The organism is Aquamicrobium sp. (genome assembly GCF_023954335.1).
Lineage (GTDB): Bacteria > Pseudomonadota > Alphaproteobacteria > Rhizobiales > Rhizobiaceae > Aerobium.
Genome location: NZ_JAMLIE010000003.1, coordinates 369,967 through 388,420, shown reverse-complemented (window position 1 = coordinate 388,420; position 18,454 = coordinate 369,967). Strand labels below are relative to the sequence as shown.

Sequence of the window (18,454 nt, the reverse complement as noted above, 5' to 3'; positions counted from 1 at the left end):
GGGTGGCGCATTTTCCCTCGTCCGGCAAACGGCCATGATGGCGTCCATGGTCGATGATGCAGGAGGCCGGAATGGACGCTGACCGCTTCTCGCAGGGCGCCGCGTGGGTCGACGGGGACTACGTGCCGATAGCCGAGGCGCGGGTGCCGATCACCGACTGGGGCTTCCTGCGCTCCGACGCCACCTACGACGTCGTCCATGTCTGGAAGGGGCGCTTCTTCCGCCTCGACGCGCACATCGCCCGCTTCAAGCGCGGGGTCGACAAGCTGCGCATGACGTTGCCGGTCGACGACGCGGCGCTGAGCGCGATCCTCCATCGCTGCGTTTCGCTCGCCGGGCTTGAAGACGCCTATGTCGAGATGATCTTGACGCGCGGGGCGCCGCCGCCCGGCTCGCGCGACCCGCGCCTTTGCCGCAACTCGTTCTTCGCCTTTGCCGTGCCGTTCGTGTGGATCGCCAGCGAGGCGGCGCAGGAGACGGGGATTTCCCTGCGCATCAGCGACGTGGTGCGCATTCCCGAGGCGTCGGTCGACCCGACGGTCAAGAACTATCACTGGCACGACCTGACGCGCGGCATCTTCGACGCCTACGCCCATGGCGACGCCACCGCCGTCCTCGTCGACGGCGACGGCAATGTCGCGGAAGGGCCGGGCTTCAACATCTTCACCGTGCGCGGCGGCAAGGTCGCGACGCCGGACAGCGGCGTGCTCGAAGGCATCACGCGGCAAACCGCGATCGAGCTCGCCCGCGAGGCCGGCTACACGGTGGAGGAGCGGCCGGTTCCGGCCGACGAATTGAGGCGGGCCGACGAGGTCTTCATCACCAGCACCGCCGGCGGCATCATGCCGGTCTCGCGCGTCGACGGCGTTCAGGTGGGCGAGGGCGTTCCCGGCCCCGTCACCACGGCGCTGCGCCGCCGCTACTGGGAGGCGCACGCCGACCCGCGCTGGAGCGAGGCGGTGAGGGCGGACGGCGCGGCCTGAACGGCCGCCGCCGCGTCATGAAAAAAGGATGAGGCTCAGGCCATGCCGAGCGCGGCCATGTAGAGGTCGAGGATCGCCTCCTCCTCCTGCCGCTCGGCCTGGTCCTTCTTGCGCAGGCGGATCAGCGTGCGCATCGCCTTGGTGTCGAAGCCGGTTCCCTTGGCTTCGGCGAAGACTTCCTTGATGTCGTCGGCGATCGTCTTCTTCTCCTCCTCGAGGCGCTCGATGCGCTCGATGAAGGAACGAAGCTGGCCGGCGGCTACGGTCTGGGCGGAATCGGCGGTGATGTCTTCGGCCATGTCTAATCTCCAGTTCGGCCGCCGGGGAATCGCGGCCGCATTGCGCGTGCGTCTGGTTGCCAAAGACGCGGCCAAGAATCAATGCGTGTCACGAATGTTTCGGATGGCTATGGGCGAAGGCCGCCTTCGGCTCCTCGCTCGCCTCGCGCTGGTGGCGCGCGCGCCACGCCTCGTAGGGCATGCCGTAGATGATCTCGCGCGCTTCGTCCTTGTCCATCGTGACGCCCGCGCCCTCCGCCGCCTCGCGATACCAGTTGGCGAGGCAGTTACGGCAGAAGCCGGCGAGGTTCATCAGGTCGATGTTCTGGACGTCGCTGCGCTCGCGCAGGTGCCCGACCAGCCGGCGGAAGGCGGCGGCCTCGAAATCGCGCCTCTGTTCGTCGCTCATTGCGCCCATCCCTGACCTCCTTCGCTCACACCGGCCCGGTGCGCGAGCCGTACCGTTCTATGGCGTGCATTTGCGGCATGGCGTTGACCGTCTCGAGCATCGGCGCAAGGCGCGCCGCCCAGCCTGCCGCGCCTTCCGGCGTCGCGATCAGGTCCTGCCGGATCTCGATCAGCGCGTGGGCATAGCCGCTGGTGATGGCGTGGCGGAACATCGTGTCGCCGCGCAGCGCCCCGTCATAGGGCTCGTTGTCGCCGACGACGAGGGCGGGATCGGCGCGCAGCGCCTCAAGCAGCGGCCGCACCGCGCGGTCGTCGCTGTCCCACAGGATGGAGACGTGCCATGGCCGCGCCCGGCCCTGCATGGCCGGCGTGAAGGAGTGGATCGAGAACAGGAATGGCGCGGCGCGCGTTTCCTCGGCGACGGAGGCGACCATCGAGCCGAGCGCGTCGTGATAGGGCCGGTAGTAATGGTCGAGCCGCCGCTCGCGCTCTTCCGGGCTTATCGGATAGTTGGCCGCGATCACCGTGCCGTCATAGAGCTGGCGGATCAGCGTCGGGTCGTCCTCGCCGCGGTTGGCGTCGATCAGCAGGCGCGAGAAGCGCGCCATCACCGCCGGCGCGTCGAGCAGGCGCGCTAGCGCCCGCGTCACCCGCTCGACGCCGATGTCGTAGGCGATGTGGCGCTCGAACTCCGCCTCGGGGAGCCCGAGCGAGCCGTATTCGTCCGGCAGCGCCCGGCCGGCATGGTCGGCGACCAGCACCAGCCCCTTGCTGCGGTCGCCGTCGATGACCTCGAAGGGGGAGAAGAGCGTGTCGCGGGTCATGCTGTGAAGGTCCGTCAGGGTGGGGATGTTCGGCCGCCTCTGTGTTCCATGAAGCGGGCGCGCATGCAATGCCGCCGTTTCGACACGCTTGGCGGCACAATCGCAGCGCGTTGACACCGGCGCTCACATCTTTGAAATAGGGCTCGATGATGAAGACTGCTTCGACAGGGACGGGCATGAGGATGCGGATGAAGGCCCGCCGGCGGCTGGCCGGCAGTTTGGCCGCGGTCGGGCTGGCGCTCGGCGCATCGATGGCGGCAACGGCGCCCGCGCTCGCCGATTTCCGCGTCTGCAACGCGACGCAAGGGCTGGTCGGCGTCGCCATCGGCTACCGCGCCAGCACCGGCTGGGTCACGGAAGGCTGGTGGCACATCGAGGGCTCGACCTGCAAGACCCTGATCGAGGGCGCGCTGTCGTCGCGCTACTACTATCTCTATGCCGAGGACGCCGAGCGCGGCGGCCGCTGGGACGGGCCGGTCAACATGTGCGTGGCCGAGCGCGAGTTCAAGATCGCCGGGGCCGGCGACTGCTTCGCGCGCGGCTTCCAGCGCGCCGGCTTCCAGGAATACGACACGCGCGAGCAGACCAACTGGATGGTGCAATTCACCGACGAGCCGGTGGGCGGCGGCAACCCCGTGACCGGAACCGGGACCCAATGAGGCGCAACCGCAAGGTCAAGATTCTCGCAACCCTCGGCCCCGCCTCCTCCGACGAGGCGATGATCCGCCGCCTGTTCGAGGCGGGCGCCGACGTCTTCCGCATCAATATGAGCCATGCCGACCACGCGCTGATGCGCGTGCTGGTCGGCCGCATCCGCGACGTCGAGCGCCAGGTCGGCCGGCCGATCGGCATCCTTGCCGACCTGCAGGGGCCGAAGCTGCGCGTCGGCAAGTTCGCCAACGGGGCCGAAACGCTGGCGCCCGGCCAGACCTTCACGCTCGACGACGACCCCGCGCCCGGCACCGCCGCGCGCGTCCAGCTTCCGCACCCGGAAATCCTCCAGTCGGTGCAGCCCGGCCACCGGCTGCTGATCGACGACGGCAAGCTGCACCTGCGCGCCGTCGAGACGGACGGGCGGCGCATCGTCTGCACCGTGGTGTCCGGCACGCGGATTTCCGACCGCAAGGGGGTGAGCCTGCCCGACACCGATCTTCCGGTGGGGGCGCTGACGGAAAAGGACCGCAGGGACCTCGAGGCCGTGCTGGGCGAGGGCGTCGACTGGGTGGCGCTGTCCTTCATCCAGCGGCCGGAGGACCTCGCCGAGGCGCGCAAGATCGCGCGCGGGCGGGCCTCGCTCCTGTCGAAGATCGAGAAGCCGCAGGCGGTGACGCGGCTCGACGAGATCATCGAATTGTCCGACGCGCTGATGGTGGCGCGCGGCGACCTCGGCGTCGAGATGCCGCTCGAGGCGGTGCCCGGCATCCAGAAGCGCATCACCCGCGCCGCCCGCAAGGCCGGCAAGCCGGTGGTGGTGGCGACGCAGATGCTGGAATCGATGATCTCCGCGCCGGTGCCGACCCGAGCCGAGGTCTCCGACGTCTCCATCGCCGTGTTCGAGGGCGCGGACGCGGTGATGCTGTCGGCCGAATCGGCGGCCGGCCAGTATCCGGTCGAGGCGGTGGCGACGATGGATTCCATCGCCGTCCAGGTCGAGAAGGACCCGCTCTATCCCGGCATCATCAACGCCCAGCGCTCCGAGCCCGAGGCGACCGGCGCGGACGCCATCTCGGCCGCGGCGCGCCAGATCGGCGAGACGCTGAAGCTGTCGGCCATCGTCACCTATACCGGCTCGGGCGCGACCGGCCTGCGCGCCGCGCGCGAGCGCCCGCAACTGCCGATCATCGCGCTGTCGCCGGTGGTGGAGACGGCGCGGCGGCTCTCCCTCGTCTGGGGGCTGCATTGCGTGGTGACGGAGGACGCGACCGACCTCGACGACATGGTGGCGCGCGCCTGCCGCATCGCCCATACCGAGGGCTTCGGGCGCGAGGGCGACCGCGTCATCATCTCGGCGGGCGTTCCGCTGCGCACCCCCGGCTCCACCAACATGCTGCGCATCGCCTATATCGGGGCGGAAGAGCAGGACGGCTGAACGGCTGGCGGGCAGGGCGAGTCGGATCGCCTGCCTTATATGGCTTGTCTTATATGGCCTGTCCGGCCATCTCGTCGGCGAGCTTGCCGGATTCGGTCTGCGCGTCGCGCATCATCGGGTAGACGTCGAGCAGGCGCTCATAGGCCGCGGCCGCGGCGCTGGTATGGCCGGTGGCCTTCAGGATCGCCGCCATGCCCGAGAGCGCGCCGAAATGGCGCGGCTCCAGCCGCAGCACCCGGTCGATGTCGGCCATCGAGCGTCCGTAATCGTCGCGGCCGAAATGGACGGTGGCGCGCAGGTTCCAGCCCTCGGCATAGGCCGGGGCGAGGGTGACGATCTCGTCGAGATAGTCGAGCGCCGCGTCGTATTTCTTGTCGTCGACGGCCTTGTTGGCGCGAATCATCAGAAGGTCGATGGTGGCGCTGCCGGATTTCGACCATTCCTGGCGGATGCGCTGGGAAATCTGCCGCGCCGCCGCCTCGTTGCCGGCGCGCTTCAGGTCGTGGAACAGCCCGTCGAGCCGCGCCTGCGGGTTGTCGGCGGCAAGGCCGGTGACGCCATGCCCCGTCGTCTGCGCCGGGGCGGTGACGGCGAGCGCGAGAAGAATCGCGATGGAAATGGGCATTACGCTCCGCATGCCGGAATCCTATCCCGGCACGACGGAACGTCAAACTGAATTTTGCGTGTAACGCGAGGCGGCGGCGCGGGAGGCGCAGGCCTCCGCTGCCCGGCTCAGCCCTGGCGGGCCTTGAAGCGCGGCGCGGTCTTGTTGATGATGTAGACGCGGCCCTTGCGGCGAACCAGCCGGTTGTCGCGGTGACGCGCCTTGAGCGCCTTGAGCGAGTTCTTGATCTTCATCGGTGCAGCCCGTTTTCCTGATGCCCTGACGGGCCAACGTAAAGGCGCGCTCTCTCCATGAAGGAGTGGCGCGCCAGATCCGGAATGGCTCTTAAACGACGGCATGACGGGCTGTCAACCGCCGGGCGTAGGGATTCGGGCGCTGCAAGCCGGATTCAGGCCGCGGCCCGGCGCCAGCTCGCCGCGAGCAGCCCGGCGCCGATCATCAGCGAGCCGCCGGCGCGGTTCACCGCCTTCTGGACCGCCGGCTTGCGGATCGCGCCCCGCGCCATCGACGCCATCAGCGCATAGGCGGCGGCGTTCAGCGTGGCGAGGACGAGGAAGGTGGCCTCGAAGGCGACGAGCTGGAGCGCGACGTTGCCGGCAGGGTCGAGGAACTGCGGCAGGAAGGCGACGAAGAAGACGATGCTCTTCGGGTTCAGCGCCGTCACGACATAGGCGTGGAAGAAGGCGCGGCGCGTATGGAGCGCCTGCGCCGGCGCGCCGGGCGCCGCCGGTTCCATGACGGGCGCGCGCCACAGCCTGATGCCGAGATAGACGAGATAGGCCGCGCCGATCCACTTCAGGGCGGTGAACAGCGTCGCCGAGGCGGCGAGCAGCGCGCCGACGCCGAGGATCGAGGCGGTCATGGCGGTGAAGTCGCCGAGCGCGACGCCGGCGACGATGGCCAGCGCCGGCCGGCGGCCGTGGCCGAGCGCATAGGAGATGACGAGCAGCACGGTCGGTCCCGGAATCAGGACGACGATCGCGGATGCGAGCGCGAAGGCGGCCCATAGCTCGAACGACATGGCGGGATCTCCGTGAGTGGTCGCGGGAAGCAATCCACAGGCGGCGGCGGGATGCAAGCGGCGAATGTGCGGCGAGGGGATCAGCAACGGGAGGAATGCCGCGCTGCCCCTCATCCGGCCCTTCGGGCCACCTTCTCCCCGTGAACGGGGAGAAGGGAATGCGGCGGCGCTGCGGCAGTGTCTCCTCTCCCCGTTTACGGGGAGAGGATGCCGGCAGGCAGGTGAGGGGCGGCGCCGACGTCCGCGAACCGAGGTGTTGCGGCGCGAGGCCGGTGCTATCCCCGCGGCGGCATGATGCGGGTGAAATGGCCCATCTTGCGGCCGGGGCGGGCCTCGGCCTTGCCGTAGAGGTGGACGACGACGTCCTTCTCGCGAAGCAGTTGCGGCACGCGGGCGACGGCGTCGCCGATCAGGTTCTCCATCACGCAGTCGCTGTGGCGCGCGGGATCGCCGAGAGCCAGGCCGGCTATGGCGCGGATGTGCTGCTCGAACTGCGAGACGGCGCAGGCGGCCTCGGTCCAGTGGCCGGAATTGTGGACGCGCGGCGCGATCTCGTTGACCAGCACCTCGCCATCCGCCAGCACGAAGAACTCGACGCCGACGACGCCGACATAGCCGAGCCCATCGAGGATGGCGGCGGCCGCCTCGCGCGCGGCGGCGAGCGTTTCCGGCGCGGCGGCGGCCGGCACGGTGGAGGTGTGGAGGATGCCGTCGCGATGGACGTTCTCGGCCGGGTCGTAGGCCACGGTCTTGCCGTCACGGCCGCGCGCGGCGATCACCGAGATCTCGCGCGCGAACGGTACCAGCGCCTCGAGGATCAGCGGCACGGAGCCCATGGCGGCGAAGACGCCCTGCACTTGATCCTCCGGGCCGCGTCGGAACACGCGCTGGCCCTTGCCGTCATAGCCGAGGCGGCGGGTCTTGAGCACGCCCTCGCCGCCGAACGCGGCAAGGCCGGCGGCGAGGTCTTCGTCGCTGTCGACGGCGACGAAGCGGGCCGTGCCGATGCCCATGGCGTTGATCGCGGCCTTCTCGGTCAGGCGGTCCTGCGCGACCTCGAGCGCGCGCGGCGGCGGGAAGACGGGAACGGCCGCCGCCAGCCGCTCGGCGGCGGCGACCGGCACGTTCTCGAACTCGTAGGTGACGACGGCGCAGAGGCGCGCGAGCTCTGCGAGCGCGCCGGGGTCGTCGTAAGCGGCGGCGATCTGCCGGTTGGCGACCTGCGCCGCCGGGCAGTCGGCCTGCGGCTCGAGGATTGCGGTGCGGTAGCCGAGGCGCGCGGCGGCCATGGCCAGCATGCGGCCGAGCTGGCCGCCGCCGACGATGCCGATGGCCTCGCCGGGCGCGAGCGGCGCGCTCATGTCTCGTCGCCCGGGTAGAGGGCGACGCCTTCGGTCTGCGCCGCGCGCCAGGCGTCGAGCCGCTGGGCGAGGGTCGGGTCGGAAAGCGCCAGCACCGAGGCGGCGAGGAGCGCGGCGTTGACCGCGCCGGCGCGGCCGATGGCCAGCGTGCCCACGGGGATGCCGGCGGGCATCTGGACGATGGAAAGCAGAGAGTCCTTGCCCGAAAGGGCCTTCGATTCGACCGGAACGCCGAAGACCGGCAGCGGCGTCAGCGCCGCGGTCATGCCGGGCAGGTGGGCGGCGCCGCCAGCCCCGGCGATGACGACCCTGTAGCCGGCTGCCTTGGCGCCGGTGGCGAAGTCGTAGAGGCGCTTGGGCGTGCGGTGGGCCGAGACGATCAAATCCTCGTGGGCGACGCCGAGCGCGTCTAGCGTCTCGGCCGCGTGGCGCATCGTCGCCCAGTCGGACTGGCTGCCCATGATGATGGCGATTTCGGGTGCGGAACCGGCCATGAAAGTCTCCGAGAATGGGCGTCCGGCAAAGCGCCGGGTCAGGCGATGATGTCGGGGATGATCCGGTCCTCAAGCTCCTTGAGCTTGTCCTTCAGCGCCAGCTTCTTCTTCTTCATCCGCTGGATCTGGAGGGCATCGCAGCCCATGGCGATCATCGCGTTGATCGCGGCGTCGAAATCCGTGTGATCCTGCTTGAGCTTGGCAAACTCGAGACGAATCTCGGCCTGTTCCTGTTCCGACATGCTGGTCCGTCTGAAGAGTGCGGCGCTGCGCGCCTTGCTGGCTGTCGCCCGCGGCGGGACCGCGCGCCCGAGTTTAATAACACGTTTAACCTCGGCGGGAAAAGCCACAATGCCGCATTCGACAGCCGGATAAAACAGTGGCACACTGTCATTGCGCCGTCATGTCCGGTGGCCCGCGGCGGGTGCCGATGACGGTGCGATGACGCAACCTTGAAGGGAGAGCCTATCATGTCTCTTACATCCCATCTTGCGGAACTGCAGCGCAAGCACGGCGACCTCGACCGACAGCTCGATGAGGCAATGGCGCATCCGTCTGTCGACGATCTCGAGATCGCCCGGCTGAAAAGACGCAAGCTGGCCATCAAGGACGAGATCGAGCGGCTTCAGGTGCCGACCCAGCACTGATCCTTGCAGACATGAAACCCGGACCATGCCGGTGGCGATATCGCCGCCGGCTTTTTATTTGAGGCCGGTTGTCCGATGGGTGGGGTTCAGGCTTCCCAGAACTGGTCGAGCCAGATGTTGAGCCCGAGGAAGCCGTCGCCGGCGAGCGCGTAGATGCGCCGCGTGCCCTCGGCGCGGACGCCGACCAGCCCGGCGTCGAGCAGCACCTTCAGGTGCTGCGACACCGCCGGGCGCGACACCGGCAGCGTGGCGGCCAGTTGGTTGACCGTCTTCGGCCCGCGGCGCAGTTCCTCGAGCAGGCGGCGGCGGTGGGCGTCGGAGATGGCCATGAACGCGTCGGGCTGGGTCATGGCCCGATAGTGTCGCGCCGCGGGCGTCAAGGCAACGGCAAAGGTGGGCTTGTTTTTTTGCGCATGCCTTTATCCCGAAACCGGGTCCCACCTTCGGGAGGCATGCGTTATTCCGCCGCCGGCTTCATCGCCTCCGGGTCGTTGCCGTTGTCGCCCTCCTGCTCGCTGCGCGGATCGAGCAGCACCGCCTGCGGCGTCACCGCGCGCTCGGCCGGCAGCGTCTTGAACGCCTCGCGGTCCGCGACCGGGACCGGCGGGCGGATGCGGGCGCGCACCAGCCCGTAGACGCCGAGCGCGAAATGCGGCGCGGCGGTGGCGAGGAACAGGCTGTCGGGCCGCATGCGGTCCATCAGGAACGCGCCGACCAGCGGGCCGATCATGGTGCCGAAGCCGTAGAGCAGGAGAAGGCCGCCCGAGACCTTGACGAAATCCTCCGGGCTGGCGTGGTCGTTGGCATGGGCGACGGCGATCGAATAGAGCGTGTAGGCGAGCGCGCCGTAGCCCGCCGTCAGGGCGAGGATCACCGGGCCCGAGCGCGGGGCGAAGGCGAACAGCGCCAACGCGAACAGCGCCGCGCCGAAGGCGGCGGCCGACAGGACGTAGCGCCGGTCGGTGCGGTCGGAGATGCGGCCGACCGGAAGCTGGGCCAGAGCGCCGGCGATGACGACGATGCTCATCATCGACGCGATCTCAAAGGAGGAGATGCCGGCGCGCGCGCCATAGACCGCGCCGAGCGTGCCCCAGGCGCCGTTGGCGATGCCGACGAGCAGGCAGCCGACCGCCGCCACCGGCGAATTGGCGTAGAGCCCGGAAAGGTCGAGCCGGACGCTGGCCAGCGGCTGCGGCGTGGCGGCCGACGAGATCGCGGTCGGGATCAGCGAGGCGCAGAACAGCATGCCGGCCAGCATGAAGGGCGCGGCGCTGGACACGCCGCTGACGGCGACCAGCATCTGCCCGGCGGTGATCGCGCCGTAGGTGACCATCATGTAGAGGCCGAACACGGTGCCGCGGTTCTCGTTGGTGGCGCGCTCGTTCAGCCAGCTCTCGATGACCATGAACGCGCCGGCCATGGTGAAGCCGGTGGCGGCGCGGAGCGCGATCCAGATCGCCTCGTCGATCCACAGCCCGGTGGTGAGCGCGACGATGGCGCCCGATGCGGCGAAGGAGGCGAAGGCGCGGATATGCCCGACCTTGCGCACCAGGAACGGCGCGAAATAGCAACCGGCAACGAAGCCACCGGCCCAGGCCGTGCCGAGCAGGCCGAGCGAGGTGGTGGAGAAGCCTTCCTCCTGGCCGCGCAGCGGCAGGAGCAGGCTGTGCAGGCCCGATGCCGCGAGCAGGAACGCGGTGCCGCCGAGAAGCGAGAAGATCGAACGATAGGTGGCGAGCATGGGGTCTCCGCGTGCGGCCGGCCGATTCCGGTCTCTCTTCTCCGATTCGGGGCGAAATCTGGCGGATTTTCGAGCCGGCCGCTCACATGTTTACGACATCGAGTCGCAAAGCGTCGAAACATTCGCCCGATGCGCCGCTTCCCGCGCCGCGCGGGGTCAGCGCCGGAACAGCGCCTCGGCCGCCTGCCGGGTCGAGCCCTTGGCCTGAAGCTCGCCCTCCAGCCGGCCGATCTCGGCCTGCAGCTGGCCGATCCGCTCCTGCAGCTCGTCGACCGAGAGCAGCGACAGGTCCTGCCCGATCTCGTGAATGCGCCGCGGTTTCAAGGGTTCGTCGTCGAACAGCGCCATTTTCTCGTCCTTCGCTTTGCCTTGCCCGGCATCAGTGTACATAAAGAGGGCCGGCAGGGGCAAACCGCTCCCTATCAGGGGAGCCGATGCACGGAGGACGAGATACGGATGGCGACCAAGGCACTTCCCGAGACGATGACGGCGATCGCGATTTCCGAGCCGGGCGGACCGCTGGTGCTGAAGCCGGAAAGCCGGCCAGTGCCGCAGCCGGGGCCGGGGGAAATCCTGATCCGTGTGCGCGCGGCCGGCGTCAACCGGCCCGACGTGCTGCAACGCCAGGGCGCCTATCCGCCGCCGGCCGGCGCATCCGACCTGCCGGGCCTCGAAGTCGCGGGCGAGGTCGTCGTTATCGGCGAGGGGGCGGGGCGCTGGCGCATCGGCGACCGGGTCGCCGCGCTCACCGCCGGCGGCGGCTATGCCCAGTATGTCACCGTGCACGAGACGAACGCGCTGCCGGTTCCGGCCGGCTTCACCCTGACCGAGGCGGCGGCTATCCCAGAGACCTTCTTCACCGTCTGGCACAACGTCTTCCAGCGCGGCGGGCTCGCGGCCGGCGAGGCCTTCCTCGTCCATGGCGGCTCGTCGGGCATCGGCACCACGGCGATCCAACTCGCCGCCGCCTTCGGCGCGCGCGTCTTCACCACCGCCGGCTCGGCAGAGAAATGCGAGGCCTGCGTGCGCCTCGGCGCGGCGCGCGCGATCAACTATCGCGAGGAGGATTTCGTCCGCGTCATCCGCGACGAGACCGGCGGCAAGGGTGTCGACGTCATCCTCGACATGGTTGGCGGCGACTACGTCTCGCGCAACTACGCGGCGGCGGCCGTCGACGGCCGCATCGTCCAGATCGCGACGCTGGGCGGGGCCAAGGCCGAGGCCGACGTGGCCCGGCTGATGGTCAAGCGGCTGACGCATACCGGCTCGACGCTCAGGCCGCGTTCCGTCGAGTTCAAGGCGCAGATCGCCGCCGAGCTCGAGCAGAAGGTGTGGCCGCTCCTTGGCGCGCGGACGATCGCGCCGGTGATGGACATGATCTTCCCGCTCAAGGAAGCGTGGCGCGCCCATGAGCGGATGGAGGAAGGCGACCACATCGGCAAGATCGTGCTCGACGTCGCCTGACCTCCTCTATTCCTCCTCGACGAAGACCTCCTCGCGCTTCCTGCGCACCGACGGCAGCAGGACGATGACGAGCACGATCACCGACAACGCCAGGAGCGTGGCGCTGATCGGCCGGGTCACGAACACCATCGGGTCGCCGCGCGAGATGATCATCGCCCGGCGCAGGTGCTCCTCCAGCATCGGCCCGAGGATGAAGCCGAGCAGCAGCGGCGCCGGCTCGCAGCCGAAGCGCACCAGCGTGTAGCCGAGCGCGCCGAACAGGGCGAGCGCGTAGAGGTCGAAGGGATTGGAGTTGATCGAGTAGATGCCGATGGCTGCGAAGGCCATGATCGCCGGGAACAAGAGGTAGTAGGGGATGGTCAGCAGCCGCACCCACAGGCCGATCAGCGGCAGGTTGAGCAGCACCAGCATCAGGTTTCCGGTCCACATCGAGGCGATCAGGCCCCAGAACAGGCTGGGGTTCTGGTTGACGACGTTCGGCCCCGGCACGATGCCCTGGATGATCATCGCGCCGATCATCAGCGCCATCACCGGGTTGGCCGGGATGCCGAGCGTCAGCATCGGGATGAACGAGGTCTGCGCGCCGGCATTGTTGGCGCTTTCGGGGCCGGCGACGCCCTCGATGGCGCCGTGGCCGAATTCCTCCGGCGTCTTCGACACCTTCTTCTCGATCGAATAGGAGGCGAAGGAGGCGAGGATCGCGCCGCCGCCGGGAAGCACGCCGAGGATCGAGCCGAGTGCGGTGCCGCGCACCACGGGCGCGGCCATGCGGCGGAAATCCTCGCGCGAGGGCCACAAATTGGTGACCTTCTTGACCATCACGTCGCGGTCGGTCTCGTTCTCGAGATTGCGCAGGATCTCGGCGATGCCGAACACGCCGACGGCGACGGCGACGAAGTTCAGTTCGTCCGCGAGCTCGGGAATGCCGAAGGAGAAGCGCTGCGCGCCCGAATAGAGGTCGGCGCCGACGAGGCCGAACAGCAGGCCGACGACGATCATGGCGGTGGCCTTTAGGATCGAGCCGTGGGCCAGCGCCACCGCCATGATGAGGCCGAGCACCATCAGCGAGAAATACTCGGCCGAGCCGAAATTGAGCGCCGCGGCGGCGAGCGGCGGCGCGAACAGCACGAGGATCACCGTGGCGACGGTGCCGGCGAAGAACGAGCCGAGCGCGGCCGTTGCGAGGGCGACGCCGGCGCGGCCGCGCCGCGCCATCTGGTAGCCGTCGATGGCGGTGACGGCGGAGGAGGATTCGCCCGGCAGGTTGATGAGGATCGCCGTGGTCGAGCCGCCATACTGCGCTCCGTAATAGATGCCGGCCAGCATGATCAGCGAGGTGGCGGGGTCGAGCCCCATGGTGATCGGCAGCAGCATGGCGATGGTCGCGGTCGGGCCGATGCCGGGCAGCACGCCGATCAGCGTGCCGAGCATGCAGCCGAGAAAGGCGAACATCAGGTTGTGCGGCTGGAGCGCGACCGAAAGACCCAGCCCGAGATTTGCCAGAAGGTCCATGTCAGCGCACCCCGAAGATCGGCCGCGTCCACGGCTCGACGAGCGGCCCGAACAGCCGGAGCGGCAGGCCGAGGCCGAAATTGAACACCACGACGCAGAAGATGGTGAGGCCCAGCGCCAGCAGCACCGCCGCCTTCAGGCTCATGCGCGTGCTGGCGAAAGAGGTGACGAAGGTGGTGAGCGCCAGCACCGGCGCCATGCCGAGGGGACGGATCAGCATGCCGAAGATGACCGGGACCGACAGGAGCACGACGAGGCCGCGCCAGGGCAGCGGCCCGCGCGCCTCGTCGGCATGGCCGACGGATTTCAGGGCGATGATGAGCCCGAGCGCGATCAGGATGCCCGACAGCATGATCGGGAAGAAGCCCGGTCCCATGCGGCGCGCGGTGCCGATGTCCAGATCCATCAGCGTGGTGACGCCGAAGAACAGGCCGATCGCGACGAAGATCGCGCCCGCCCCGAGATCGCTGCGGTTGAAGGTCATCGTTTGTCCCCTTCGAAGAGAAAGCACCGGCGCGACGGGCCTTGCCGCGCCGGCGAAAGGTATACGGGCGGCCGGATCAGTCGGCGTAGACGCCCGCGGCCTCGATCAGCGGCTTCCAGCGCGCGATCTCGGATTCCACCTTGGCCTTGAGCGCGGCCGGGGTGGCGTTCTCCTGCGGCTCGGCCGTGGTGGCGAGCGAGGCGAAGCGGTCGATGACGTTCTGGTCCTTGAGCGCGAGCTGGAGCGACTGGCTCAGGCGGTCGACGATGGCCGCGTCGGTGCCCTTCGGCGCGTAGATGCCGTGCCAGATGCCGAACTGCATCGAGCCGAGGCCGCCCTCGGCGGTCGTCGGCAGGTCGGGCAGCTGGTCGAGGCGCTCAGCGCTGGTCACGGCGTAGGCCTTCACCGCGCCGGCCTGGATCTGGCTCGTCGTGTTGGTGGTCTGGTCGCACATGAAGTCGACCTGGCCGCCGAGCAGGTCGGTCATCGCCGGGCCGGTGCCCTGGTAGGGCACGGTGGTGAGCTGGGTGTCGATCTCGCTCATGAACAGCATGCCGCACAGGTGCGAGGCCGCGCCGATGCCGGCATTGGCGTAGGTGACGTCGTCGGCGTTCTCCTTGACGTAGGCGATCAGGCCCTGGAGGTCCTCGGCCGGGAAATCGGGCTTGGCGATGATCGTCATCGGCACCTCGGTGACGAGGCCGACATATTCGAACGAGCCGAGCGGGTCGTAGGACAGCTTGCGGTAGAGCGTGGCGCTGGTGGCCATGCCGATATGGTGCAGCAGCAGCGTGTAGCCGTCCGCCTCGGCGGCGGCGACGCGGCCGGCGCCCACGGTGCCGCCGGCCCCGCCGACATTCTCGACGATGACCTGCTGGCCGAGATCGCGGCCCATGGCCTCGGCGACGAGGCGCGCGACCGTGTCGGTCGGGCCGCCGGCCGAGAACGGCACGATCATGGTGATGGGGCGCTCGGGCCAGTTCTGGGCGCTTGCGGTGAGCGGGGCCACCGAGCAGGCGGCGGCGAGCATCAGCGATGCGACGAGCTTCTTCATGGAATGGTCCTCCCGGAGACCGAGTTCAAGCCACACGGCGCGCGGTCTCCTCCAGCGCCGTTCGTGGATGGCCGACTAGGCGGCGCGGCGCCGGCAAATGCAACGCCGCTCGCGAAGGCGCGGGCCCGGGTCATGCGGTTGGCGCGCCGCGATGGGTGGAATCGGTAACATCGGGTGCCGGCGATGTGCATGATCCGACACATTGGCCGGCGAAAGGGCGTTGCGCCGGCTATTCCGTCGCGTCGGTCGCCGGCGCGAGGTCGTGCTTGTCGAGCTGGTAGCGCTGCATCTTCTCGTAGAGCGTCTTGCGCGAGATGCCGAGCTCCTCATAGACCGGCTTCAGGCTGCCGCCATGCCGGCGCAGGGCGGCGGCGATCACCGCGCGCTCGAAGCGGGCGACGCGCTCGGCGAGCCCGACCGCGCCGTCCTCCCCGGCCGGCATGTCGACACCCTCCGTCCCCAGCCCGAGGACGTAGCGGTCGGCGGCGTTGCGCAACTCGCGCACATTGCCAGGCCAGTCGCGCTGGGCGATCTCCGCCACCACATGCGGCGGCGGCTCGGCGAAGTCGCGGCGGTAGCGGCCGGCGGCCTCGCGCACGAGCTGGAGGAAGAGCAGGGCGACGTCGCCGCGCCGGTCGGCGAGCGGCGGGATGCGCAGCGTCACCACGTTGAGGCGGTAGAACAGGTCGGCGCGGAAGCGGCCGGCCGCGACCTCCTCGGCCAGCTCGGCCTTGCTGGTGGCGATGAAGCGCACGTCGAGCGGGATCGGCTCGTTGGAGCCGAGGCGCACGATCTCGCGCTCCTCCAGCACGCGCAGCAGCTTGGCCTGCGTGTCGGCGGGCATCGAGCCGATCTCGTCGAGCAGCACGGTGCCGCCGCGCGCGTGCTCGAACTTGCCGTAGCGGGCACGCAGCGCGCCGGGGAAGGCGCCGGCCTCGTGGCCGAACAGCTCGCTCTCGATCAGGCTTTCGGGAAGGGCGGCGCAGTTGATGGCGACGAAGGGGCGGCTGGCGCGGCCGCTGATGTCGTGGAGGGCGCGGGCCGTCACCTCCTTGCCGACGCCGGTGTCGCCGACGATCAGCACGTCGGCGTCGGTGCCGGCCAGCGCCCTGAGCCGATAGCGCAGGTCGATCATCGGCGGCGAGCGGCCGGGAAGCCGGGCCTCCAGGTCGTCGCTCTTGCCGGCGGCGGCGCGCAGCAGCCGGTTCTCCAGCACGAGGCCGCGGCGGTCGAGCGCACGGGCGGCGACGTCGGCGAGATGCTGGGCGTCGAACGGCTTTTCGATGAAGTCGTAGGCGCCCTCGCGCATGGCGCGCACGGCGAGCTGCACGTCGCCATGGCCGGTGACGAGGATGACCGGCAGGTCGGCGTCGATGTCGCGCACCCGGGCCAGCAGCGTCATGCCGTCCATGCCCGGCATGCGGATGTCGCTGACGACGACGCCGTTGAAGCCGGGGGTGACGTAGTCGAGCACCGCCTCGGCCGAGGGGAAGCCGCTGACCGCGAAGCTGGCGAGCTGGAGCGACTGGGCCGTCGAATGGCGGATCTCCTCCTCGTCGTCGACGAGGAGAATGCTGCCCGGCTTCATGCGGCGGCCTCTCGGGTGGTCTCACGGGCGGGCGCGTGCGCGGCGTCGAGCGCGATGGAAACGAGCGCGCCGCCGTCGGGGCGGCGCCCGACGGTGAGCGAGCCGCCGAAATCCTTGACGATGTTGTAGGAGATCGACAGGCCGAGCCCCAGCCCCTTGCCGACGCCCTTGGTCGAGAAGAAGGGATCGAAGATCCGTTCCGCGATCGCCTCCGGCACGCCGGGGCCGCGGTCGGCGACGGTGATCAGCACCCGGTCGCCCTCCTGCCGGGCGCAAAGCTCGATCCGGCGGTCGGGCAGGCCCTCGACCGCGTCGGCGGCGTTGGATACGATGTTGACGAGAACCTGCTGGAGCCGCACCGAGCCGGCATGGACGAGGGGCGGCTCGGGGCCGAGATCGACGACGAGCTCGGCATCGGCCGCCTTCAGCCGCCAGGCGACGATCTCCAGCGTGTCGCGCACCGCCTCGTCGAGCGCGACCGGGCCGAGCTTCTGGTTGGGCTTGCGGGCGAAGTTGCGCAGGTGCCTGCCGATCGAGGCCATGCGGTCGACGAGGCTGGCGATGCGCCCCACCGTCTCGCGCGCCTCGTCGATGCGGCCGCGCTCGATCAGGATGCCGGCATTGTCGGCATAGGTGCGGGCGGCGGCGAGCGGCTGGTTCAATTCGTGCGACAGCGCCGCCGACATCTGGCCGAGCGCGGCGAGCTTGCCGGCCTGCACGAGGTCGGACTGGGTCTTGCGCAGGGCGCGCTCGGTCGCGCGGCGCTCGGCCACCTCCTCCTTGAGCAGCCGGTTGACCTCGGCGAGGTCGGCGGTGCGCTCGGCGACACGGCGCTCCAGCTCCTCCTGCGCCTCGCGCTGGACCTGGAGACGCTCGGCGAGCCGGGCGCGCCGTTGCAGCCACACCGCCGCGCCCATAGCGGCGAGGGCGACGAGAAGCACCAGCGCGGCGATCGTCGTCAGCACCTGCGCGCGCACCGAGGCGGTGTCGAGCAACACCTTCACGGTCCAGTCGGCCTCGGGCATCGCCTCGGTCACGGTCAGGTATTGCCGGGTGCCGCCGCGGTCGGAGATCGAGATCAGGTCGTGGCCGTCTGCGGTGCGCAGCCGCGTCGCCGGCAGCTCGACCAGCGGCGTCTCGGCATAGCGGCGGGTGACGGCGGTGCGGGCGAGCCGGTCCGGCGTCAACGGCTGGAGGGCGGTGAACAGCCAGTCGGGCCGCCCGGTCATGAAGATGATGCCTTCCGGGTCGGTGACGACGATCTCGTAGTCGCCGCCGCGCCAGGCGCTCTCGATAGCGTCGACGTCGATCTTCACCACGACGACGCCCATGACGGTCTCGCCGCCATTGGGGCGGATCGGCGCGCCGAAATAGTAGCCGCGCTTGAGCGAGGTGGTGCCGAGGGCGAAGAAACGGCCCTTGCCGCCGGCGAGCGCGTCGAAGAAATAGGGCCGGTAGCTGAAATTCTCGCCGATGAAGGTCGGCGTCTGGTCGTAGTTCGAGGCGGCGAGCGTCAGCCCGTCCGGCAGCATGACATAGATGTCCGACGATTCGAGCAGCGCGTTGACCGCCTTGAGGTAACGGTTCATCGCCGCGACGCGGGCGCCGTCCGTGTGGTTGGCGACGAGGTCCTTGACGTCCTTGTAGTCGGCGATCAGCTCGGGCAGCTTCTCGTAGCGGGCGAGCTGGCCGCGCAGCGCGGTCACGGCGAGGCCGAGCGTGTTGGCCCCGCGCGCCGCCGCCTGGTCGAGATAGACGGCCGTGGCGGTGCGGTTGCCGAAGCTGGCGATCAGCAGGCACAGCACGCCGGCCGCGACGGCCAGAATGATCGAGTGGCGGCGCCAGAACCTTTTCATGCGCGCGTTGCTTCCCCCGGTCGGC

The 18,454-nt window shown here is 69.6% G+C and carries 22 protein-coding genes; 5 read left to right on the top strand and 17 right to left on the bottom strand.

Translation table 11 applies throughout. The annotated features are described in order from the left end of the window. Positions 1-71 precede the first annotated feature (71 nt). Positions 72-983: an aminotransferase class IV gene (locus M9945_RS19345; RefSeq protein ID WP_367945846.1), complete on the top strand. Its 912-nt coding sequence runs from the start codon at positions 72-74 to the stop codon at positions 981-983. A 35-nt stretch (positions 984-1,018) separates the two neighbouring features. Here the strand turns inward: M9945_RS19345 and M9945_RS19340 are convergent, their stop codons facing one another. From M9945_RS19340 to M9945_RS19330, 3 genes are all read right to left on the bottom strand, one after another. Next, positions 1,019-1,282 (bottom strand): DUF2312 domain-containing protein, encoded by a 264-nt coding sequence (locus M9945_RS19340; RefSeq protein WP_367928758.1) that lies wholly within the window; start codon positions 1,280-1,282, stop codon positions 1,019-1,021. Between the two features lie 88 nt (positions 1,283-1,370). After that, on the bottom strand, positions 1,371-1,679 hold the full coding sequence (locus M9945_RS19335; protein ID WP_367945845.1) for a DUF1244 domain-containing protein: 309 nt from the start codon (positions 1,677-1,679) through the stop codon (positions 1,371-1,373). A 16-nt stretch (positions 1,680-1,695) separates the two neighbouring features. Next, positions 1,696-2,493, bottom strand: coding sequence for an N-formylglutamate amidohydrolase (locus M9945_RS19330; protein ID WP_367945844.1), 798 nt, complete (start codon positions 2,491-2,493; stop codon positions 1,696-1,698). A gap of 251 nt (positions 2,494-2,744) precedes the next feature. On the opposite strand from M9945_RS19330, the gene M9945_RS19325 reads away from it, so the two are divergent. Both M9945_RS19325 and pyk read left to right on the top strand, forming a co-directional pair. Further along, positions 2,745-3,152: a DUF1036 domain-containing protein gene (locus tag M9945_RS19325; RefSeq protein WP_367945887.1), complete on the top strand. Its 408-nt coding sequence runs from the start codon at positions 2,745-2,747 to the stop codon at positions 3,150-3,152. Next, complete coding sequence (gene pyk / locus M9945_RS19320) at positions 3,149-4,582, top strand: pyruvate kinase (RefSeq protein WP_367945843.1); 1,434 nt, start codon at positions 3,149-3,151, stop codon at positions 4,580-4,582. The genes M9945_RS19325 and pyk overlap by 4 nt, the downstream gene beginning before the upstream one ends. Positions 4,583-4,631: 49 nt before the next feature. On the opposite strand, the gene M9945_RS19315 is transcribed toward pyk, so the two are convergent. From M9945_RS19315 to M9945_RS19290, 6 genes are all read right to left on the bottom strand, one after another. Then, entirely contained in the window at positions 4,632-5,207 is a 576-nt protein-coding gene (locus M9945_RS19315) for a hypothetical protein (RefSeq protein WP_367945842.1), read from the bottom strand. A gap of 107 nt (positions 5,208-5,314) precedes the next feature. Next, the gene (ykgO, locus tag M9945_RS19310) at positions 5,315-5,440 is read right to left on the bottom strand and encodes a type B 50S ribosomal protein L36 (RefSeq protein ID WP_367928753.1); all 126 of its coding nucleotides are present in this window, start codon (positions 5,438-5,440) and stop codon (positions 5,315-5,317) included. A gap of 155 nt (positions 5,441-5,595) precedes the next feature. Continuing rightward, positions 5,596-6,228 carry a LysE family translocator gene (locus M9945_RS19305; RefSeq protein WP_367928752.1) on the bottom strand — a complete coding sequence of 211 codons (633 nt, stop codon included), beginning with the start codon at positions 6,226-6,228 and terminating at the stop codon, positions 5,596-5,598. A 275-nt stretch (positions 6,229-6,503) separates the two neighbouring features. After that, positions 6,504-7,589, bottom strand: a complete 1,086-nt coding sequence (locus M9945_RS19300; protein WP_367945841.1) for a 5-(carboxyamino)imidazole ribonucleotide synthase — start codon at positions 7,587-7,589, stop codon at positions 6,504-6,506. After that, positions 7,586-8,083, bottom strand: coding sequence for a 5-(carboxyamino)imidazole ribonucleotide mutase (gene purE, locus M9945_RS19295; RefSeq protein WP_367945840.1), 498 nt, complete (start codon positions 8,081-8,083; stop codon positions 7,586-7,588). Before purE ends, M9945_RS19300 begins: the two co-directional genes overlap by 4 nt. A gap of 38 nt (positions 8,084-8,121) precedes the next feature. Continuing rightward, the gene (locus M9945_RS19290; RefSeq protein WP_367931777.1) at positions 8,122-8,325 is read right to left on the bottom strand and encodes a YdcH family protein; all 204 of its coding nucleotides are present in this window, start codon (positions 8,323-8,325) and stop codon (positions 8,122-8,124) included. Between the two features lie 228 nt (positions 8,326-8,553). Here M9945_RS19290 and M9945_RS19285 point away from each other — a divergent pair, with 228 nt between their 5' ends. Continuing rightward, complete coding sequence (locus tag M9945_RS19285; RefSeq protein ID WP_367931774.1) at positions 8,554-8,730, top strand: YdcH family protein; 177 nt, start codon at positions 8,554-8,556, stop codon at positions 8,728-8,730. 86 nt (positions 8,731-8,816) lie between these two features. On the opposite strand, the gene M9945_RS19280 is transcribed toward M9945_RS19285, so the two are convergent. From M9945_RS19280 to M9945_RS19270, 3 genes are all read right to left on the bottom strand, one after another. Next, the gene (locus tag M9945_RS19280) at positions 8,817-9,080 is read right to left on the bottom strand and encodes an ArsR/SmtB family transcription factor (RefSeq protein WP_367931773.1); all 264 of its coding nucleotides are present in this window, start codon (positions 9,078-9,080) and stop codon (positions 8,817-8,819) included. A gap of 107 nt (positions 9,081-9,187) precedes the next feature. Next, a complete protein-coding gene (locus M9945_RS19275; RefSeq protein WP_367945839.1) occupies positions 9,188-10,471 on the bottom strand; it encodes an MFS transporter in 1,284 nt (427 codons plus the stop codon). 156 nt (positions 10,472-10,627) lie between these two features. Further along, a complete protein-coding gene (locus M9945_RS19270) occupies positions 10,628-10,819 on the bottom strand; it encodes a DUF1192 domain-containing protein (protein ID WP_367931771.1) in 192 nt (63 codons plus the stop codon). 108 nt (positions 10,820-10,927) lie between these two features. On the opposite strand from M9945_RS19270, the gene M9945_RS19265 reads away from it, so the two are divergent. Beyond that, complete coding sequence (locus M9945_RS19265) at positions 10,928-11,935, top strand: NAD(P)H-quinone oxidoreductase (protein ID WP_367945838.1); 1,008 nt, start codon at positions 10,928-10,930, stop codon at positions 11,933-11,935. Between the two features lie 6 nt (positions 11,936-11,941). Here M9945_RS19265 and M9945_RS19260 read toward each other — a convergent pair whose 3' ends face one another. The 5 genes from M9945_RS19260 to M9945_RS19240 form a co-directional block, all read right to left on the bottom strand. Then, the gene (locus M9945_RS19260; RefSeq protein ID WP_367945837.1) at positions 11,942-13,447 is read right to left on the bottom strand and encodes a tripartite tricarboxylate transporter permease; all 1,506 of its coding nucleotides are present in this window, start codon (positions 13,445-13,447) and stop codon (positions 11,942-11,944) included. 1 nt (position 13,448) lies between these two features. Next, positions 13,449-13,931 carry a tripartite tricarboxylate transporter TctB family protein gene (locus M9945_RS19255; protein ID WP_367945836.1) on the bottom strand — a complete coding sequence of 161 codons (483 nt, stop codon included), beginning with the start codon at positions 13,929-13,931 and terminating at the stop codon, positions 13,449-13,451. Positions 13,932-14,007: 76 nt separating this feature from the next. After that, the gene (locus tag M9945_RS19250) at positions 14,008-14,985 is read right to left on the bottom strand and encodes a tripartite tricarboxylate transporter substrate-binding protein (RefSeq protein ID WP_367945835.1); all 978 of its coding nucleotides are present in this window, start codon (positions 14,983-14,985) and stop codon (positions 14,008-14,010) included. A 229-nt stretch (positions 14,986-15,214) separates the two neighbouring features. Further along, the gene (locus M9945_RS19245) at positions 15,215-16,573 is read right to left on the bottom strand and encodes a sigma-54-dependent transcriptional regulator (protein WP_367945834.1); all 1,359 of its coding nucleotides are present in this window, start codon (positions 16,571-16,573) and stop codon (positions 15,215-15,217) included. Then, complete coding sequence (locus M9945_RS19240) at positions 16,570-18,429, bottom strand: ATP-binding protein (RefSeq protein WP_367945833.1); 1,860 nt, start codon at positions 18,427-18,429, stop codon at positions 16,570-16,572. The genes M9945_RS19245 and M9945_RS19240 overlap by 4 nt, the downstream gene beginning before the upstream one ends. Positions 18,430-18,454 lie beyond the last annotated feature (25 nt).

Coding starts and splice junctions, on each gene's coding strand:
- ykgO (WP_367928753.1), bottom strand. CDS start 5,440: ATGAAGATCAAGAACTCGCTCAAGGCGCTCAAGGCGCGTCACCGCGAC.
- M9945_RS19325 (WP_367945887.1), top strand. CDS start 2,745: ATGGCGGCAACGGCGCCCGCGCTCGCCGATTTCCGCGTCTGCAACGCG.
- M9945_RS19290 (WP_367931777.1), bottom strand. CDS start 8,325: ATGTCGGAACAGGAACAGGCCGAGATTCGTCTCGAGTTTGCCAAGCTC.
- M9945_RS19265 (WP_367945838.1), top strand. CDS start 10,928: ATGGCGACCAAGGCACTTCCCGAGACGATGACGGCGATCGCGATTTCC.
- M9945_RS19300 (WP_367945841.1), bottom strand. CDS start 7,589: ATGAGCGCGCCGCTCGCGCCCGGCGAGGCCATCGGCATCGTCGGCGGC.
- pyk (WP_367945843.1), top strand. CDS start 3,149: ATGAGGCGCAACCGCAAGGTCAAGATTCTCGCAACCCTCGGCCCCGCC.
- M9945_RS19275 (WP_367945839.1), bottom strand. CDS start 10,471: ATGCTCGCCACCTATCGTTCGATCTTCTCGCTTCTCGGCGGCACCGCG.
- M9945_RS19280 (WP_367931773.1), bottom strand. CDS start 9,080: ATGACCCAGCCCGACGCGTTCATGGCCATCTCCGACGCCCACCGCCGC.
- purE (WP_367945840.1), bottom strand. CDS start 8,083: ATGGCCGGTTCCGCACCCGAAATCGCCATCATCATGGGCAGCCAGTCC.
- M9945_RS19305 (WP_367928752.1), bottom strand. CDS start 6,228: ATGTCGTTCGAGCTATGGGCCGCCTTCGCGCTCGCATCCGCGATCGTC.
- M9945_RS19260 (WP_367945837.1), bottom strand. CDS start 13,447: ATGGACCTTCTGGCAAATCTCGGGCTGGGTCTTTCGGTCGCGCTCCAG.
- M9945_RS19330 (WP_367945844.1), bottom strand. CDS start 2,493: ATGACCCGCGACACGCTCTTCTCCCCCTTCGAGGTCATCGACGGCGAC.
- M9945_RS19315 (WP_367945842.1), bottom strand. CDS start 5,207: ATGCCCATTTCCATCGCGATTCTTCTCGCGCTCGCCGTCACCGCCCCG.
- M9945_RS19345 (WP_367945846.1), top strand. CDS start 72: ATGGACGCTGACCGCTTCTCGCAGGGCGCCGCGTGGGTCGACGGGGAC.
- M9945_RS19335 (WP_367945845.1), bottom strand. CDS start 1,679: ATGGGCGCAATGAGCGACGAACAGAGGCGCGATTTCGAGGCCGCCGCC.
- M9945_RS19340 (WP_367928758.1), bottom strand. CDS start 1,282: ATGGCCGAAGACATCACCGCCGATTCCGCCCAGACCGTAGCCGCCGGC.
- M9945_RS19285 (WP_367931774.1), top strand. CDS start 8,554: ATGTCTCTTACATCCCATCTTGCGGAACTGCAGCGCAAGCACGGCGAC.
- M9945_RS19240 (WP_367945833.1), bottom strand. CDS start 18,429: ATGAAAAGGTTCTGGCGCCGCCACTCGATCATTCTGGCCGTCGCGGCC.
- M9945_RS19250 (WP_367945835.1), bottom strand. CDS start 14,985: ATGAAGAAGCTCGTCGCATCGCTGATGCTCGCCGCCGCCTGCTCGGTG.
- M9945_RS19245 (WP_367945834.1), bottom strand. CDS start 16,573: ATGAAGCCGGGCAGCATTCTCCTCGTCGACGACGAGGAGGAGATCCGC.
- M9945_RS19270 (WP_367931771.1), bottom strand. CDS start 10,819: ATGGCGCTGTTCGACGACGAACCCTTGAAACCGCGGCGCATTCACGAG.
- M9945_RS19255 (WP_367945836.1), bottom strand. CDS start 13,931: ATGACCTTCAACCGCAGCGATCTCGGGGCGGGCGCGATCTTCGTCGCG.